15 protein-coding genes are annotated in these 17,330 nt (G+C 39.2%); 7 read left to right on the top strand and 8 right to left on the bottom strand.

Annotation, left to right across the window (positions count from 1 at the left end):
- Positions 1-51: 51 nt before the first annotated feature.
- The 3 genes from ruvC to rpsO all read right to left on the bottom strand — a co-directional run bounded on the left by ruvC (position 52) and on the right by rpsO (position 2,115).
- Positions 52-561, bottom strand: a complete 510-nt coding sequence (ruvC, locus tag FERPE_RS09425) for a crossover junction endodeoxyribonuclease RuvC (protein ID WP_014452395.1) — start codon at positions 559-561, stop codon at positions 52-54.
- Positions 562-736: 175 nt separating this feature from the next.
- A complete protein-coding gene (gene queA / locus FERPE_RS09420; protein ID WP_014452394.1) occupies positions 737-1,780 on the bottom strand; it encodes a tRNA preQ1(34) S-adenosylmethionine ribosyltransferase-isomerase QueA in 1,044 nt (347 codons plus the stop codon).
- 80 nt (positions 1,781-1,860) lie between these two features.
- On the bottom strand, positions 1,861-2,115 hold the full coding sequence (gene rpsO / locus FERPE_RS09415) for a 30S ribosomal protein S15 (RefSeq protein WP_014452393.1): 255 nt from the start codon (positions 2,113-2,115) through the stop codon (positions 1,861-1,863).
- A gap of 382 nt (positions 2,116-2,497) precedes the next feature.
- On the opposite strand from rpsO, the gene FERPE_RS09410 reads away from it, so the two are divergent.
- Positions 2,498-3,406 (top strand): hypothetical protein, encoded by a 909-nt coding sequence (locus FERPE_RS09410; RefSeq protein WP_014452392.1) that lies wholly within the window; start codon positions 2,498-2,500, stop codon positions 3,404-3,406.
- A 124-nt stretch (positions 3,407-3,530) separates the two neighbouring features.
- Here the strand turns inward: FERPE_RS09410 and fliE are convergent, their stop codons facing one another.
- From fliE to flgB, 3 genes are read right to left on the bottom strand one after another with little or no spacing between them, the layout of a single operon-like run.
- Complete coding sequence (gene fliE / locus FERPE_RS09405) at positions 3,531-3,824, bottom strand: flagellar hook-basal body complex protein FliE (protein WP_014452391.1); 294 nt, start codon at positions 3,822-3,824, stop codon at positions 3,531-3,533.
- 5 nt (positions 3,825-3,829) lie between these two features.
- Complete coding sequence (gene flgC, locus FERPE_RS09400; RefSeq protein ID WP_014452390.1) at positions 3,830-4,246, bottom strand: flagellar basal body rod protein FlgC; 417 nt, start codon at positions 4,244-4,246, stop codon at positions 3,830-3,832.
- 32 nt (positions 4,247-4,278) lie between these two features.
- Complete coding sequence (flgB, locus tag FERPE_RS09395; RefSeq protein ID WP_041263529.1) at positions 4,279-4,662, bottom strand: flagellar basal body rod protein FlgB; 384 nt, start codon at positions 4,660-4,662, stop codon at positions 4,279-4,281.
- Positions 4,663-4,876: 214 nt separating this feature from the next.
- Between flgB and FERPE_RS09390 the strand changes: the two genes are divergently transcribed.
- The 5 genes from FERPE_RS09390 to FERPE_RS09370 all read left to right on the top strand — a co-directional run bounded on the left by FERPE_RS09390 (position 4,877) and on the right by FERPE_RS09370 (position 13,447).
- The gene (locus tag FERPE_RS09390; protein WP_014452388.1) at positions 4,877-7,378 is read left to right on the top strand and encodes a translocation/assembly module TamB domain-containing protein; all 2,502 of its coding nucleotides are present in this window, start codon (positions 4,877-4,879) and stop codon (positions 7,376-7,378) included.
- Between the two features lie 15 nt (positions 7,379-7,393).
- The gene (locus FERPE_RS09385) at positions 7,394-8,614 is read left to right on the top strand and encodes a hypothetical protein (RefSeq protein WP_014452387.1); all 1,221 of its coding nucleotides are present in this window, start codon (positions 7,394-7,396) and stop codon (positions 8,612-8,614) included.
- A 150-nt stretch (positions 8,615-8,764) separates the two neighbouring features.
- A complete protein-coding gene (gene mutL / locus FERPE_RS09380) occupies positions 8,765-10,615 on the top strand; it encodes a DNA mismatch repair endonuclease MutL (RefSeq protein WP_014452386.1) in 1,851 nt (616 codons plus the stop codon).
- 130 nt (positions 10,616-10,745) lie between these two features.
- Entirely contained in the window at positions 10,746-12,143 is a 1,398-nt protein-coding gene (locus tag FERPE_RS09375; RefSeq protein WP_014452385.1) for a TldD/PmbA family protein, read from the top strand.
- Positions 12,140-13,447, top strand: a complete 1,308-nt coding sequence (locus FERPE_RS09370; protein ID WP_014452384.1) for a TldD/PmbA family protein — start codon at positions 12,140-12,142, stop codon at positions 13,445-13,447. The genes FERPE_RS09375 and FERPE_RS09370 overlap by 4 nt, the downstream gene beginning before the upstream one ends.
- A 73-nt stretch (positions 13,448-13,520) precedes the next feature.
- On the opposite strand, the gene FERPE_RS09365 is transcribed toward FERPE_RS09370, so the two are convergent.
- Both FERPE_RS09365 and FERPE_RS09360 read right to left on the bottom strand, forming a co-directional pair.
- A complete protein-coding gene (locus FERPE_RS09365) occupies positions 13,521-14,606 on the bottom strand; it encodes an aldose epimerase family protein (RefSeq protein ID WP_014452383.1) in 1,086 nt (361 codons plus the stop codon).
- Positions 14,607-14,639: 33 nt separating this feature from the next.
- Positions 14,640-16,397, bottom strand: a complete 1,758-nt coding sequence (locus tag FERPE_RS09360; RefSeq protein ID WP_014452382.1) for a M3 family oligoendopeptidase — start codon at positions 16,395-16,397, stop codon at positions 14,640-14,642.
- Between the two features lie 127 nt (positions 16,398-16,524).
- Here FERPE_RS09360 and panB point away from each other — a divergent pair, with 127 nt between their 5' ends.
- On the top strand, positions 16,525-17,316 hold the full coding sequence (gene panB, locus FERPE_RS09355) for a 3-methyl-2-oxobutanoate hydroxymethyltransferase (RefSeq protein ID WP_014452381.1): 792 nt from the start codon (positions 16,525-16,527) through the stop codon (positions 17,314-17,316).
- Positions 17,317-17,330: the final 14 nt, after the last annotated feature.

Raw genomic sequence — 17,330 nt, 5'->3', positions numbered from 1 at the left:
GCCCACCTCGGAAATATGCTGCAACTTTTTGAAACATCTGTGCCTTTATCACTACCGATTAAATTGGTTCAATAAACCTAACTGACCGGGACCAGCAGAGGTTACGGCAGCGCACCAGGCTACAGCAAGCGCATCAGCCGCATCGTCCGGTTTAGGGACCTTGTCAAGCTTTAAGAGCATTTTCATAACTTTTTGGATTTGAGACTTTTCAGCTCGACCATATCCTGTTACTGTTTGTTTCACCTGATGAGGGGTGAACTCAACAAAAGGAATTCCGGAATGTTTTATCGCAAGAAGGATAACCCCACGTGCTTCACCAACGTAAATAGCGGTCTTCGCATTTTTGTAAAAATACAAACTTTCAACAGCCACGATCGAAGGGTTGTAAGTTGATATTATGTTTGAAATCTCAGAATAAATGTAATCCAATCTATCTTCAAAGTGCTCTTCTTTACCAGTTGTGATTGCACCATGGGCTACGTGGATTATCTTGTTGCCAATCTTCTCCACAACCCCGTAACCTACAATACCGTATCCTGGGTCTATTCCAAGTATCCGCATTTCAAAACCTCTTTTCTTGGAAGCCGGTATGTTGAGTATCGCTTATCTGAACTTATCTGAAAAAGACATCAGTATGTTCTGTTGTTAAGTGCTTATTCGCTCGATGTTCGATTAATAATTATACACCCTTCCCGCCTGCTGGTATGTTACATTTTATTCTATGTTTTTTGTTAACTTAAAGTATAAGCATAGCATCGCCAAAAGAGAAGAATCTATACCTTTCCTCAACAGCAATTTTGTAAGCTTTCATTGTCAGCTCGTAGCCTGCAAATGCACTAACAAGCATTATCAAAGATGATTTTGGAAGATGAAAATTGGTAATTAACGCATCAACAAGTTTGAACTCGAAAGGTGTGTAGATAAATATATTTGTTTTTCCAGAATAAGATGGCGCTTTGGGTAGCCGAGCGATGGTCTCCAATGTTCGCACACTAGTGGTTCCAACCGCAAAAACTTTGCCACCTTTGTTTTTTACTTGCTCGATTATACGAACTGTTTCTTCAGGAACAACGTAATACTCTTCATGCATTTTGTGTTTACGGATATCTTCTACTTTGACTGGTCTGAACGTCCCAATGCCAACGTGGAGAACAACCTCGGCAGTAAGAATTCCTTTCTCTCTAATCTTCTCTAATAGTTGTTCTGTGAAGTGCAACCCAGCAGTCGGAGCAGCAACACTACCCTCGTATTTTGCATACACGGTTTGATATCTTTCGAAATCTATATTATCGTTTTTTATATAATGTGGTAATGGAACTTTCCCTATCGCAAAGATTTCTTGATCATTTTGTGTTGAAAATTCAACAAGTCGTGTACCTTCTTCAGCCCTTCCTACACACTTGGCTGTCACAACATTTTCGTTGCTGTAAACATTAAAAATAATTTCTGTACCTTCCTTTACCGCCTTACCAGGTTTTACAAGGCATTTCCATACACCTGGTTCAATTTTCTCAAGCAACAGTAGTTCAACTTTAGCACCTGTAGTTTTTTTACCTATTATCCTTGCTGGAATTACTTTCGAAGTGTTAAATACCAGAAGGTCACCCGCATTTAAATATTCCACAATGTCTTTGAAAATTCTGTGCTCAATCTCCTGCGTTTTTCTGTTCACTACCATGAGCCTTGAATGATCCCGTGGCTCTACAGGTTCCTGAGCAATTAACTCTTCGGGAAGGTCGTAATCGTATGCTTCTAGTTTATACAAGTCAACTGGTTTCATATTATTCTACACCCCTTCGGTAGTTCCTTTGCCGATCCAAAAGTAAAGGGCGGTTACCCGCCCTTTGGAATTTTGATTTTTTACTTTCTCAATGACAACTTTTCAAGGAGTTGTTTGTAAAGTTCTGGGTCTTTCTTCATCAGGTACTTGAGCATCTTTCTTCTGCGCCCAACCATTTTCATGAGTCCGCGTCTGGAGTGGTAGTCTTTTGGATGTTTCTTAAGGTGTTCTGTCAAATGTCTTATTCGTGCGGTTAGAAGAGCAATCTGGACTGCCGTGCTTCCCGTGTCTGTGTCGTGAATCTGGAATTCTTTAATGATGTCCTGCTTTTCCATCTACTACACCTCCATCTAATATCCTCTTGCCAAGTAGGGGAATACTCCCACAACCGAGCAAGGGCAATGATATGATATAATATAATAGAGAGTATGTCAAGAACCTTGAGCTAGGTGAAGAGATATTATTTTAATTCTTGGAAAAACACGATTAACAAACACATTAAGCTAATTTCTTCTTTTTCCAACAAAAAAAGCACAATATTTCGTGGAAATCTTAAAGATATTTATTTACAACTTTTTGTAAAGTAGTGCTATAATATAGTTTGGTTGGTGTTATTGAAATTTTGTCACCATGAGTTTGGAATTATTTCTTTTTCTTACTTAACAGTTTGTCTTCGCGTTTTAAACTTATCACATTTCTCAGAAGGAGGGATTAAGTATGAAGAAACTGGGGATTCTTATTGCGGTCGTTCTTTTTGGAATTTTCGCTTTCGCACAACAGCTAGATATGGAAACCCTGCTCAACAGGATTGAGCTTTTGGAAGAGTACACAAACATGATCTACGATGTATTAGGCACAAAGGTCTCTTCAGATGAATTTGAAACAGTGTTGGCAGAATTAGATGAGAGAATTTCCGAACTTGAGACAAAAGTTCTCAACATCCAAAGCACTATTGATACAGGATTACCAGCACTTAGAGACATGCTTTATGAACTTTCTGCTAACCTTGCAGCACTTGAAGAAAGAATAACATCTTACGTCGAAGTTTCCTTGATGTCATCAAAAGAAGAAATCAAAGCTGAACTTATGGACGAAATTCTCCCGATGCTTGACGATATTAAAGTAACCCTTGATATCCACGACAGCGATATCCTCAAGATATACGACACACTTGGAACTCTCTCCGAACAGATCGCAGCAGTTCAAGAAAAACTCGCAAGCTTTGAGGAAATATCAACTTCAATAGAATCGCTAACCCTCAAACTTGACATGCACGACCAAGATATTGTCAATATTTACGACAACCTCTCCATGAAAGCTGACAGAGAACAAGTTGATACACTCGAGGCAAGTGTCACAGATTTGCAAGAACAGATTTCAGGATTGAACGAGATACTCACAGGTCTTGCAGCGCAAATTGGTGATACTGATTACCTCCTCAGAAAAGCTATAGAAAACACTCAGAAAGACCTGCAAGCAAAGATTGATACAAAAGCAGATGCAAAAGTAGTCGAGGAAAAAGTTAACGTAGTTCAGGAAAAAGTTAACAATGTCAACATGATTGCTTGGATAGGCGTTGTTCTCGGTACAGTTGCACTCGTTCTTCCATTTGTCAAAGGTCAATAATAAAAAATTCGAGCTGATATATAACAAAGCGGGGCTTACAGCCCCGCTTATTATTTTGCTATGTTAAACAAGTATAAAATTCAGAATTTCCAACTTTTCTGAACATCCGTAGAATGCCCCTATTTTAGAACTGCATCCTCATAATTTCCCTATAGGCTTCCACTATCTTGTTTCTCACTTCAACAGTTAACCTTAGCGATATAGATGCCTTTTCTGCTTCAACAATGAGTTCGTGTATGTTGCTCACCTTTCCCATGGCAAAATCATCAGCCATTTTCTCGACATTCTTTTGTTGTTCATTCACACTCTTTAACGCATCTGAAAGCACTTTGCTAAAATCACTTTCGTTTTGCTTTTTAACACTTGGAATCGAAATATTCTGTTTTAGATGGTTAATCCCTCCGATTTTATCTACCACTTACTTCACCTCCCTATCTGCAGGGCGGAAGTTATCATTGCCTTCGTTGTGTTTATAGCTGTGGCGTTTGCTTCATAAGCTCTCTGTGCGTTTATCATGTCCACCATTTCACGAATTATATTCACATTTGGTAATCTAACGTACCCATTTTCATCTGCATCCGGATGCGTTGGGTCATAAACGATTCTGAATTCCGAAGGGTCTTCGTAAACACTTTTCACAATTACACCTGAATTTTCTCGCCTTCCCTGGATGTTTCTTACAAGTTCTTGGAAGATGGGTACTTTTCTTCTGTATGGTTCTCCTTTTTCTGTTCTTGTCGTCTCCGAGTTTGCTATGTTTGTAGAAATAAGCTCTATTCTAAACCTTTGAGCTGACAACCCTGTTGATGAAATGTTCATTATATTGAATTCACTTTGCATCATCTCACCTCTCAATTTATTTTACCACAAAATTACCTAGTATTCCTAATCACCGTGTTGTATCTATCTATATTTGCACTCATCAATCTTGAGAGAACCTGGTATCTAAGTGCATCTTTAACCATTTCTGTGACTTCCATGTCTATGTCAACGTTGTTCTGGTCATTGGTTAAGGAGGTATTTTTCATTGTAACTTCCTTGGCAGTTACAATCTTTGGCGATGTTGGAAGATGTCTTTGGTTTGTTGTTGTCAGTTTCAATTTCATTTTAGATTCTTGCAAATACTCTTCGAATGCTACATATTTTCGTTTATATCCAGGAGTTTCGGCATTAGCAATATTTTGAGCGTGAAGTTCTTGTCTCTTCATCTGAACATCCATCGCTACCTTAAGAGTTTCAAAATTTGAATTGAATATATTTGCCATATTTTCCCCCTCGCTTTGTAAATCAGGTCTTCTCTTTGTTTCACATTCTCATGTGTAATATTCTACCACAATTACTTGTATTCCTACAATTTATGTTTTAAAATTCTTGAAGTATAATTGAATTGAACAATTCTGAAATTTTGTTGTCTAAATATACAGGAAATAATTTTCCAAAGAATAGTACATCATTTGGGAGGTGACATTCATGAGAAAGCTATATTTAGTGTTCGTTGCTGTACTCATTGGTCTTTTTTTGTTTTCCTGCGGTTTGAAACTACCTTCGAAAGCACCTGAGAAGGTAAAAGTCCAGTATACGAAGTATTTGGAGTTCCCAATTACAACACTGGACTTGAAAGTATCGGATTTTGTAGATAGTCTGCTACAGGAAAGTATCCCCGGTTTATCTGTTGTCAAAGCAGACCCTATAAGTATCAAATACGCAACTTCCATCGAATACAGCCCAGGGACATTTTTACAAGATATAGAGAATTCCATACAAACAGAATTCCAAAGCTTTGAGCAAAGTTTTGAGTATAGAGTCGATAGTTCATATTTTCTCTCAACGGTCACTGGAAAAGTTACATTGCCAACACTTCAGCCAATTCAACAGTCAGTATCTGTTGATGCAGTAGATATAGGCAGTTTCACAATTGCTGAAAATCAGTCCATGCCTGTGGCGAACGGGACAAATATTATCGAATTACCATCAAGTGTGCTAAACTCATTGATATTTAGCGAAGCAAATCTGAAAAGTGTCGATGTGCAATTTACAATCAATGGTGTTTCCGCTTCTAACGCATTCATGATAGTCGATGGAGTAAGCTATCCAATTACAGTGAATGGCACAAAAAATTTAACTAACGTTATGATTAAAAAAACATCAACCGTGAAAATAAAATTCGATTCATCAAGCAGCGGCTTAGCCCAAGCTACATTGAAGTTCTTAAATCAAAAGGTGGACTACTTTAAGAACCTTGATACAACTCAGCTCTCTGACGGGAAAATTTCAATCAACGTGACACAGAATATACCGATTACAACTGGCACCTGGAAATTGGCACTAGGTGGTAACGTTGATGTGAATTTGAACATATTAGGATTTAGCGGAAATATATCACAAAGCTACACAGCAAAATCAGGAACAATCACGATAGGTTCTGGTTCCTCATTAAATCTAACATGCAATATAGGATTTGATGGCACCAAATTATTCACAGTTGGTGACGGTATCGTGCTCGACGGTGTTGTAGAACTGTCGGGAACAGTCAGTGCAGATTTAAGAACACCACCTTCAATAACAATCACACCAAATGTTAATGTAACAAAGATAGAAAACTACCCATTAAATGTAACCGTACCTTTGCCAAGCAATGTCCAATCGGTAAGTTTTACCAACGACAGTGGTTATATGTTGTTGAAACTAAGCGGAGTAACACTTACAGCTGTATCAGGCACGTTTGGAAGTAACAATCTTTCTCTTTCAGGTGGAATCGTATTACCATTTGGGGGAATTTCTTTACCTTCAACTATAAACGCGCAAATAAGTGGTAATGTTAATTCGAATGAAATATCTTACACTCTTGAACTGCCTGAAGACCAGACGATAAAAATTTCAAACGCAGAAATTACAGGTATTAGCATTGATCCTGTAACAATCAATGAACCAGTACCTTCATCGGTAAAGGATTTTGCAAATTCTGTTAAAGCAACTATTAAAGTTAAACTCAATTACGATGTAACAAATATCTCAGGTGTTTCTTTAAATGTTACCTCCAATATTTTCGACACCGGAAATGGAACACATAACCTGTCTGGAGTTGGCACTATCGTCCTGAGTGCTGTAGACAAAGTCTTCGATTTTTCAACGTTTACTAACTTTACAATGACAATAACTCCCGTTGTCCCTACTACTGTGACGGTAAGTAACGTGGATATAAGAGAAGGAGTAAAGCTGATAGTGCAACCAGTAATAGAACAATTCGAAATTTCAGAGGTTAATTTAAAAGGTCAGACGTTTGAGCAAGACCTTGGAACGTTAATAAACTTCGGAGATATTTTTAAAGATGATTTTGCGTTCGTTAAGGACTTAGATATAAACGTTGACGCCACAGTAACTTTTAATATAACCGAAACAACTGTTCCGGCAACAGTAACTCTAAACGTTTCTGGTAAAGAATTTAAAATCAGCAAAGGGCAAAAAGAAAATATTGGAACTATTATAGAAGAACTAATTAGTGAAGGTGCACCTCTAAGCTTATCCATAATTATAGAAACCGGCACGGGTACATTGACAAAAGATAGCTTAATCACTGCATCTCTAGAGTTTGCACTGCCACTTAGCGCATCAACAGGAGAAAACGAGATATTGATAAAATCTGGAACAGTTGATTTAAGCACACTCAATAACGTCAAAGATATTTTGAACAAAGTAGAGCTCAAATTCGGATATTACTCAAATACCACGGGATTACAAGCGGTGTTAAAACTTGGTTCTAACGATGAGGTTTCAACGTTAATTGGGGTGTCTCAGCCAATTGTTACAATTCCGAACGACAAGCTTCAAGTAATTTCCAATAGCAATGTACCGTATAAAATACTACTTCCCGCAAGTTCAACAATTTCATTGAATTACAACGGTAAATTGAATATTGCTCCTTACATCGCTGTTGATTTGAAGGTTGCAACAGAAGTCAAACTTGGAAATTGAAGGTAGGTGATTGAGATGAGAAGAATTAGTATATTAGTCTTTTTGCTCGTTGTTTTTTCAGCAGCGTTTTCCTTTGTGATTCAGCCGTTTGGCCTTTTCGGAAATGTGGAGCTCGTAAGACACGATTTAACGGCACTTATCAAGGTTGTTCCTTTTGTGGAGTTTGAACTCGGGCAAAATATCCTAACACTGGACAACATCAACGCTCTCTTGAATGAAGAACAAGTTAACATCAATGAATCCGCTTTTGCTGATGCCTTAGCGAATGGTTTTAAACTGTCTGCACCTATCAGTCTTGGAACGTATCTTAACTTAAAACTCGGGGCACTCAGGCTTGTTCCTTATGTGCGTGTAGATGGTAATATATCCTTGGAACTGCCAAAGACATTTGCTGAGCTGCTTGTAGAAGATACTCTCATTGACCACACTTACAATGACACAAAAGAAGACTTTCTCAACGCAAGTATCATGGCAAATGGTGGTATTGCTTTACTGCTTGGAGATTTCTACGTCGCAGGCAATGCGTTTGTCCCTGTTCTTTTCAGCGACCCGTCACAAACTATGATGACAGTAAGTTACACATCTTCTTCAACTCCAGCATACGCTGAGCTTAACGGTGTTGGAAAGATTCGCGCTTACAGCCTCGTATCACTGAACGATGTCAGAACCGGGAACATCGACGGCTTAATGGATGAACTCAACCATTTTGAAAACTATGGTTTGTCCGTTGAGATTGGGTATGGAAATGATAACTTCGGTGTCGCAGTGAGGAATATTGTTATAACTCCCGCAAAGGCATGGTATGCATTCGAAGTAACCGGTGATGGAAAAGTTACATACACTGCACAAGGAACAGATATTACGTTTGAAGCAACTTATTCCATTTCTGAACCAACGGTCGCAAGATTGTTAACTCCTGCTAGTATCACTCCACCAATTCAAATAACAGGTTATTTCAAAAATGACGGATTCATCATGTGGGGAGTTATGGGAAGCTATTGGCTCGACGGTAATTGGGCTGTAAAAGGTTACGCAGGATTGAACATCGGTATTGCGAGAGCATATTATATGCTTGGATATAACCAGATAAACTACTCACACACCATAGGTGTTGGAATGAACCTTTTCCTACTCAATGCAGATTTAAAGCTCACAGCGACAACAAATTCTTTACTACCATCAAGCAATTCAACACCTGGAATAGGCTTTGCTTTAACGATGTCAGGCGGACTGTAAATATTACATCTACTAATACATCTACTAAACAGATTAAAAATGTTCAGATATGTATTCTGCCTGCCGGAATCAGATTCGGCAGGCTTTTTTCATTTGCAGTGGAGATGATATAATTGATTTGAGATAATGCCAAGAAAGGGGTACCCAAGTATGAACGATGGGCGAAGGATAATCAAATTACCAGAAGAAGTTGTCTCAAAAATCGCTGCTGGTGAAGTGGTTGTAAACCCTGCATCAGTTGTTAAGGAACTTGTGGAAAACTCCATAGATGCGGGTGCTAGCAATATTGAAGTGCAGATAAAAGATGGTGGGAAAAGCTATATTAAGGTCTCCGACAACGGGTCCGGTATGTCAAAAGAAGACCTTCTGCTTGCTGTTCAAAGGTATACAACAAGTAAAATCTCCTCTATAGAAGATATTTACAATATCACAAGCTATGGTTTCAGAGGAGAAGCACTTGCTTCTATTGGAGAAGTATCGCGCTTGGTGATAACTACATCCAACGGTAATGAATCCAACAAGCTTGAGATGGTTGGAGGAAAGGTTGTAAGGGTCAGTGAAACCCTCAGAGAAAGAGGGACCACCGTTGAAGTGTTCGATTTATTCTTCAACATTCCTGCCAGAAGGAAGTTCCTTTCATCGGAAAAAATCGAAAGAAGAATGGTGACTGAAGTAATTGAAAGGTTTTTGCTCACAAAACCTGAAATAAAATTCCTATTCAAAGTCGACAACGAAATTATCTACAACGCACCTTCATCAAACTTATTAGAAAGATTCAAATTGATTTTCCCCGAAGTGAAATCTTTTGAGATAATCGAGGATTGCAAAGATGGAATAATCAGAGTCTCTGGCATAATCTCTTCACCTCAGTTTTTTAGAAAAAATCGTTCTGGTCAATTATTTTTTGTAAATGGGCGTTTCGTTTTAGATAACCTTCTCCATATCGCTCTTGAACGTGGGTATGGGGAAGCTCTTATCGAAGGCACTCATCCATTCGCTGTAATTTTCATCGAAGTTTCCCCAAGAGAAGTAGATGTGAATATCCACCCACAAAAGTTGCAGGTTAAATTCTCCGAACCTCGCATGGTCTACGATGCTATAGCCAGATGTGTAAGAGATACACTGAGAAAATTCGAAGGATTTCAAATGCTCGTTGAAAAAATTGAGAATCATGTACCAAAACCGTTTGCTCCAACAAGTGATAACCAAGATGAATCCAAAATATTCCATATCAACAACGAAACCGTTTTTAGGGATGTTGAAAGAATTGTTGAGCGGTCAGAAACTCACAGAGTTAGAGAACCAGGCTATTCATTCGAAGGTGTTACCGGATACGAAGAAAAATATCGAAATGTCCAAAATTATGAAAAACCTTTTGATTTCACAACTTCAAAACAACCATCTGTTCTCTTTCCGCACGTTGTGAGCCCCACAAATTTAGAAAAAGTAGGCGAGTTTACAATAATAAAAAATAGATACATCCTTTTCGAAGATAGTGACGGAATCGTCATTGTCGACTTCCACGCCGCCCACGAAAGAATTATCTACGAACAACTAAAGGAACGCCAATTCCAAGTAGTAAATCTTTTGATACCTGTGGAGTTCTCTATTGGAAAGAGCTTGGCAAGTGTTTTGGAAAGTTTAGAAAATGAATTAAAAGAACTCGGGTTCAGTTTAGAAACGGAGAAATCTGAGAACAGCGTAAAGGTTGTGCTGAAATCAATCCCTTCGCTTTTAAAAATAACGCAGGCTCAGGAAACGTTAATTGAGATGCTCGAAGAATACCGCATTCCTTTCAACAAACCAAGGAGCATCTTACACGTTCTTGCATCAAAAGCATGCAAAACAGCTGTAAAAACCGGTGATAAACTCAGCGTAGATGAAGCAAAAATGTTGCTGGATGAGATAAAACGTAGAAATCTCCTCACTTGCCCTCACGGAAGACCAATAATGATGAAAATCACGTTTGACCAATTGGATAGCTATTTTGAAAGAAGATAACAGTTTATGACAGATTTTGACAAACTTTCCTTAGATATGGTATAATAATCTAAACAATTAGTTCGAAAAGCGAACTATGTAGTTACGAGGTAGTGATGCTGTTGGTAACTGTGAGAAGAGGGGTGAGATTGTGTTGGACAGATTTGACAAACCATTTGTTGAAGAGATTTTGGCAACGGTTCTCAGATACGGGGGGGATTTTGCAGAAGTCTTTGTAGAAGATAGGTATTCTACGAACATCGAATTAAAAAATGGCAAAGTAGAGCTGGCACAAACGGGTAGAATGTTCGGAATTGGTATAAGGGGATTTCTCGGGGATAAGGCAATATACGCATACACAAACGACCTATCGAAAGATAACATCCTCGCTGTTGCCAAGAGAGTAGGGGAAGCTCTTGGTGAGGTTAAATTCAAGGATTTCTCCATCGATTTGAGAAAGAAAGAGTTAGAAAACAAGCATTTTGTTTTGTGGAAACCAGAACAAGTTAGAAAAGAGACGAAAGTTGGTTATATGAAAAGAGCCTACGAGGCAGCTAAGAAATATTCACCAACGATAGCCCAGGTTGTTGTAAGATACTGGGATTACGATCAAAATGTGCTAATTACCAACACAGAAGGCGTATTTGTGACAGACAACAGAGTACGCACAAGGCTGATGATTAACGCAGTTGCTGTAAAAGATGGGCAGATGGAATCCGGATTTTATGGACCAGGTGCTGCCATGGGACCAGAATTCTTGGAAAGAATCGATGTTGAACAAGCTGGTGTGAGGGCAGCAAGAATCGCAGTAAGAATGGTTGACGCTCAACCAGCACCTGCCGGAAAGATGACCGTCGTAATCTCGAACGAATTTGGCGGGGTTATTTTCCACGAAGCTGTCGGTCATGCGTTAGAAGCATCTTCTGTTGCGCGTGGAATGTCTGTTTTCGCTGGGAAACTTGGTCAGCAAGTGGCAGCGGAATGCGTCAGCGCTGTTGACGATGCAACAATTCCGAACGCATGGGGAAGCGCAAACATCGACGATGAAGGAACACCTACACAAAGAATTGTGCTAATCGAAAATGGGATTCTCAAAGGTTACATGATAGATAAACTCGGTTCAAGAAGGATGGGAATGCCTTCAACGGGAAGTGGAAGACGTCAAGACTACACATTCGCACCAACATCGAGAATGAGTAACACATTCATCCTTCCGGGTGATTATCATCCAGAAGAAATCATCGCCTCGGTAGAATATGGTCTGTACGCAAAGACGATGGGCGGAGGTTCTGTGAATCCGGCAACGGGAGAATTCAATTTCGCTGTAAACGAAGGATACTTAATAGAGAACGGAAAGATAACAAAACCAGTAAAGGGTGCCACATTGATAGGAAAAGGATACGAAATCATCCAGAAAATAGAGATGGTTGGAAACGATGTTGCAAGAGGTCAAGGTATGTGCGGTTCTTACAGTGGTTCAATACCAGCAGACGTTGGGCAACCGACGATAAAGGTTAGGGAAATCATCGTTGGGGGGCGAAATGCATGACATTTGAACAATTCAAAGATAAAATATTTGCACTTGCAAAAGCACATGGTGTGGAAGCACAGTTAAGTTACTCTCAAAACAAAAACTTCCAGGTTAGGTATCAAAATGGCACGATGGACCAATACACAGACGCCGGTAAATTCAAAATCACTCTACAACTTTTGAAAGATGGAAAGCTGGGAATGTCTTATACAGAAACTCTGGACGACCCCGAAAAGGTTTTTGAAGATGCACTGAGCAATATCGCAATAATCGATAGTGAAGATGTAGAGTATTTTTACGATGGTAAAGGTGAATATCCAAAGATTGAACCGTACGATGGTAGTTTTGAAAAACTCTCTGTGAAAGAAAGGTTATCTTACGTTGAGAAAGCTCATGAAGAAATTAGGAAAAGCTCGGATATAATAAACGATATGGCGGTCTATGGGCAACAGATGAACGAAATGAGATTAGCCAACACACTTGGACTTGATTTGTCCTACACAAACGGTGGAGGCTTCATGTACGCGATGGCAGTTGCAAAAGATGTATCACCGAGGTCAGCGGTAGAATTTGCTATTGGAAGAAAACCGGAAGCAATCGATCCTATCCTCGTTGGTTCAAAAGCCCGTGACGAAGCTCTTGCACTCGTTGGGTCGAAATCTGTTAAAAGTGGAAAGTATCGAGTAATTCTTAGAAACGATGTTTTTTCAGATATCTTAGGAATGCTCATTTCTATGATTAGTGCTGAGAACGCACAGAAGAACTTATCACCTTTGAAAGGGAAGATTGGAGAAAAGATAGGTAGTGACATTCTGACAGTCAAGGATTTGCCGTATCATCCATTGAGCATAAGCTGTGCGCCTTTTGATACACAAGGCGTTCCGACGAAAGAGAAAACAATCATCGAAAATGGTGTCTTCAAAACGTTCCTGCATAATCTAAAGACCGCGAAAAAAGAAGGTGTTGAACCAACCGGAAATGCTATGGGAACAGGTATTCAACCAATCAACCTCTATGTTGAGCCCGGTAACAAGTCGTTTGACGAATTACTCAAATCCTTGGACGATGGACTTGTAATCATTGAGGTTGAAGGCATGCACTCGGGAGCTAATCCAATATCCGGTAACTTCTCACTGGGTGCTAAGGCGTTCAGAGTTGAAGGTGGTCGAATCACGCATGGAGTTGAGCAGATAACAATCTCTGGAAACTTTTTAGAAATGCTTGGTAATATTGAAGATATTGGAAATGATATACGCGCGTTTATGGGAATAATAACACCTTCAGTTTTAATCAGTAACCTTGATATAGCAGGGAATGCGTAAGTCACTAACTAGAAAATTGCAAAAGCCCCCGGAATAATTAATCGGGGGCTTTTGTTTACAATTTTCCTTAGGGTTAGCCTATCAAGAACTTGAAACGTGTTACGTAGTGGTATATATCCCCTGGTCTTAACACTGTTTTTGGAAAGTTTTCATGGTTTGGTGAATTCGGAAAATGCTGAGTCTCAAGACAGAAACCCGTATGCTCATCGTAGATTTGACAATATTTTCCTTGGAACCCCTGTAAGTAATTTCCCGTGTAAAACTGCAACCCAGGCTGAGTTGTGTAGACCTCCATTCTTACTCCGGTCACTTCACTGTATACGCTTCCTGCAAATCTTTCAATGTTTTCGTGGTTTTCCGAAAGCACATAGTTAATGTCAAATCCTTTCAGGTTTGGATATTCATTCCTTAGCCGAGCGATAGCTTCTTTTATACTTATTTGCTTTCGCAAATCGTAGGATGTGCCTTCAACTGGTGCAATTTCTCCTGTTGGAATTAAATTCTCATTAACTGGGGTATATTTTTCTGCTCTTATTAGAACGCAATGATTGTAGATTTTACCACCACCATTTAGGTTGAAGTATGTATGCTGCGTTAAATTTACGATCGTAGGTTTGTCAGCCGTTGCAAAATACTCTATTTTCCATTCGTTCTCGTTAGTTAAAGTGTAAATAACTGTTACGTCCAGATTTCCAGGATAACCTTCTTCTCCATCGTGACCGCGGAGTTTCAAGATAACCTTCGGACCTTCCGGAGTTACTTCAGCAAAGGTTTTCCAAACCCTCTTGTCAAAACCCTTCACACCTCCATGCAACGCGTTGGGTCTTTTCCCACCACCGTCGTTTAATGCCAGTTGATAGGTAACCCCATCAATTTGGAATCTTCCATTATCAATTCGGTTTGCAAACCGACCAATAATAGCCCCGAGGTATCCCGGATTGCGTTCGTATTCCTCAACACTGTTGAACCCAAGTACAACGTCAACAAACCTTCCGTTTTTATCCGGTACCCATAACTCACGAACAATGCCACCCAACGAAAGGACTTTCATCATTAAACCGTGTTTATTAATTAGTGTGTATTCGTGAACAGGTATACCCTCTTGCGTATGTCCGAACAGGCTTTGTTCAACTGAGCCGTAAACACTTGTGTTGTTCAAATAAACCACCCCACCACTTAAAATAGTCCCAAACTAAATCTTTAAGAACTCTTCTATAGCCTCTTCTATCACTTTCAGAGAAGACTGCCAAAATTCTTTTCTGGTTATATCTATCCCTACGCTGGCTGCAACTTCTTCTGCCGTGCCCTTACCTGTGGAAGCAAGGAGCTTTTTGTAAGTTTCAAAGAAACCTGGTTCATCGCGTTTGGCATAAACACCCAATGCAAAGAGCATACCAAACGTGTATGGAAAATTGTAGAAGTGGAATGTTGGAGAATAATAGTGCGGTTTTACAAGCCACATGAACGGATGAAGAATCTCTTCGTTTAGTCCATCACCGTAGGATTGTTTTTGAGCAGTTATCATAATCTCTTTAAGCTCTTTTACACTAAGAGGACCTGATATGCGTTTTTCAAAGACTGTCTTTTCGAACAAGAACCGGCTGTATATGTCTATTATTATCTGGACTGCATCGGATAGTTCTTTATCCAAAAGTGCAAGCTTTTCTTCACTACTTTTCGCATCTTTCTTTATCATGTTCAGAAGCAACGTCTCATTGAAAATCGATGCCGTCTCAGCCAAAGTAGCGGGGGTAGTACTGTTCAAAGGTGTTTCATCTTTCAGACAATAGTTATGGAAAGCATGCCCAAGCTCGTGGGCAAGTGTAAGAACATTATCCAAAGTTCCGTCAAAACTCATGAGTATCCTTGATTCTTTAAGTGCTTTTATTGATGCACAAAACGCTCCTCCACGTTTTCCTGGTCTTGTCTCTGCATCAATCCAGCTTTTTTCAAAAGCATCATCTATGAAGTCTCCAAGCTCTTTTGAAAATGTTGAGAGATTATCCACTATGAATCTTCTAGCTTCTTCATAACTCCATTTTCGTTCGTATCCACCAAGTGGTGCGAATAAGTCATACCAAGGTAAACCTTTATCGTATCCAAGCATTTTTGCCTTCTTTTTTAGGTATTCTCTCAGTTTTGGCATACTTTCTCTAACAGCATCCATCATAGCGCTGAATGTCTGCTCAGTTATTCTATTCTCAAAAAGCATAGGTTCCAGAGGTGATGAATATCCCCTGAGTTTCACCTCAGTCAAAAACTCACCCTTTATACTGTTTAGACACTGTGCCACAACATCAGCAACACTTTCGCATGCCCTGAGTTCTGATTCATACGCCTTCTTTCTAACATCTGGAGATTTATCGTACGCCAAATTTCTAACTTTCATTAAAGGCAATTTTTTCTTTTCGCCGTCTATTTCCATTTCGCAGGTTAGATTTGATGTTGTTTTTTCATATAAGTTATTCCATGCGTTTCCACCTGTTAGTCTCATCATATTGATGATTCTCTCTTCATTTTCAGAAAGCATGTATTTTGACAACATTTTTTGTTCTTTAATCACAAACATGTGCGATTTAATAACCTCTGAAGAGGTATTTTCGAGGTTTTCAATTTCTACCTGCTTCAAAAACTTCCTAAACTTTGTCCTTGCGATTGAAAGGTCTACAAATTTACTTCTTATAATGTCAAGATACTTTGCTGCTGTTTCGTTGTTCGCATCCGCACTTAGTGTCAAGCTGGCGAAACTGTACAACTTCCCTCCAAGCAAGGAAAGTTCGTTAAGTTTGTTGATAACGTACTCTAACTTTTCCTCAACTCTTTCTGTTGATTGAAGTTCCTCATCCATCCACGTTAGAAATTCTGAAAGCTCCTTTTCAAACTTTACTAAATCAGACTTGAAATCTTCTGATTCAAATGAAGAATAGATATTTGTCAAAACCCATCTCATCTTTTTAACCCCCTTTAGTCTATTCTCAATTTTCCTACACATCTTCCATGTGTAGTCATTATACCACAAAGGTGGTATAATTTTGTTATCTGAAGTTGTTTTTCCAAAATGCAAGGGGTGATGGAAAATGGGAGCAGTTAACACGAGGAAGATTATAGATATGAAGGGCAAAGAACCTATTGTTATGGTAACAGCTTACGACTACCCAACTGCAAAGATAGCATCAGAAGCTGGTGTTGATATCATCTTAGTTGGTGATTCCCTGGGAAACGTTGTGCTTGGTTACGATTCCACAATACCTGTGAGTATGGAAGAAATGCTAATGCACATCAAGGCTGTTCGAAGAGGTGCTCCTGAAGCATTTATCGTTGGGGATATGCCATTTTTATCCTATGAGGTTAGCATCGAAAAAGCTGTTGAAAATGCAGGACTCATGCTTAAAGCCGGTGCAAACGCAATAAAACTCGAGGGTGGAGAAGAATACGCAGACACAATAAGACAAATTATCCGTGCTGGAATACCAGTCATGGGACATCTTGGTTTTACTCCCCAGTCGGTTAATCTACTCGGTGGTCACAGAGTACAAGGTAAGACAAACGAAAGCAAAGAAAAGCTCTTGAGAGATGCAAAAGCTTTGGAAGAAGCTGGATGTTTTGCAATCGTTCTTGAGCTCGTTGTTGAGAGCGTGGCAAAAAAGATAACGGAAAGCATAAATATACCAACCATAGGAATTGGAGCTGGAAGATTTTGCGACGGACAAGTTCTTGTATTCCATGACATCGTAGGTCTATCTCAAATGAATTTGAAATTCGTAAAAAGATACGCAAACACTTACGAGATAATGTTAGATGCTATTAAAAAATATAGGGAAGAGGTTAAATCTAAACTATTCCCTGAAGAAAAACACATATTTGAATAACAAAGATATCAAAA

Source organism: Fervidobacterium pennivorans DSM 9078 (assembly GCF_000235405.2).
Lineage (GTDB): Bacteria > Thermotogota > Thermotogae > Thermotogales > Fervidobacteriaceae > Fervidobacterium > Fervidobacterium pennivorans.
The sequence above is the reverse complement of the archived record's forward strand: the minus strand, read 5'-3'. Positions and strand labels throughout refer to the sequence as shown.

What these genes read in the sequence shown, in the direction of transcription:
- ruvC (WP_014452395.1), bottom strand. Translation starts at nt 561, where the DNA reads ATGCGGATACTTGGAATAGACCCAGGATACGGTATTGTAGGTTACGGG.
- queA (WP_014452394.1), bottom strand. Translation starts at nt 1,780, where the DNA reads ATGAAACCAGTTGACTTGTATAAACTAGAAGCATACGATTACGACCTT.
- rpsO (WP_014452393.1), bottom strand. Translation starts at nt 2,115, where the DNA reads ATGGAAAAGCAGGACATCATTAAAGAATTCCAGATTCACGACACAGAC.
- FERPE_RS09410 (WP_014452392.1), top strand. Translation starts at nt 2,498, where the DNA reads ATGAAGAAACTGGGGATTCTTATTGCGGTCGTTCTTTTTGGAATTTTC.
- flgC (WP_014452390.1), bottom strand. Translation starts at nt 4,246, where the DNA reads ATGCAAAGTGAATTCAATATAATGAACATTTCATCAACAGGGTTGTCA.
- FERPE_RS09390 (WP_014452388.1), top strand. Translation starts at nt 4,877, where the DNA reads ATGAGAAAGCTATATTTAGTGTTCGTTGCTGTACTCATTGGTCTTTTT.
- FERPE_RS09385 (WP_014452387.1), top strand. Translation starts at nt 7,394, where the DNA reads ATGAGAAGAATTAGTATATTAGTCTTTTTGCTCGTTGTTTTTTCAGCA.
- mutL (WP_014452386.1), top strand. Translation starts at nt 8,765, where the DNA reads ATGAACGATGGGCGAAGGATAATCAAATTACCAGAAGAAGTTGTCTCA.
- FERPE_RS09370 (WP_014452384.1), top strand. Translation starts at nt 12,140, where the DNA reads ATGACATTTGAACAATTCAAAGATAAAATATTTGCACTTGCAAAAGCA.
- FERPE_RS09360 (WP_014452382.1), bottom strand. Translation starts at nt 16,397, where the DNA reads ATGAGATGGGTTTTGACAAATATCTATTCTTCATTTGAATCAGAAGAT.
- panB (WP_014452381.1), top strand. Translation starts at nt 16,525, where the DNA reads ATGGGAGCAGTTAACACGAGGAAGATTATAGATATGAAGGGCAAAGAA.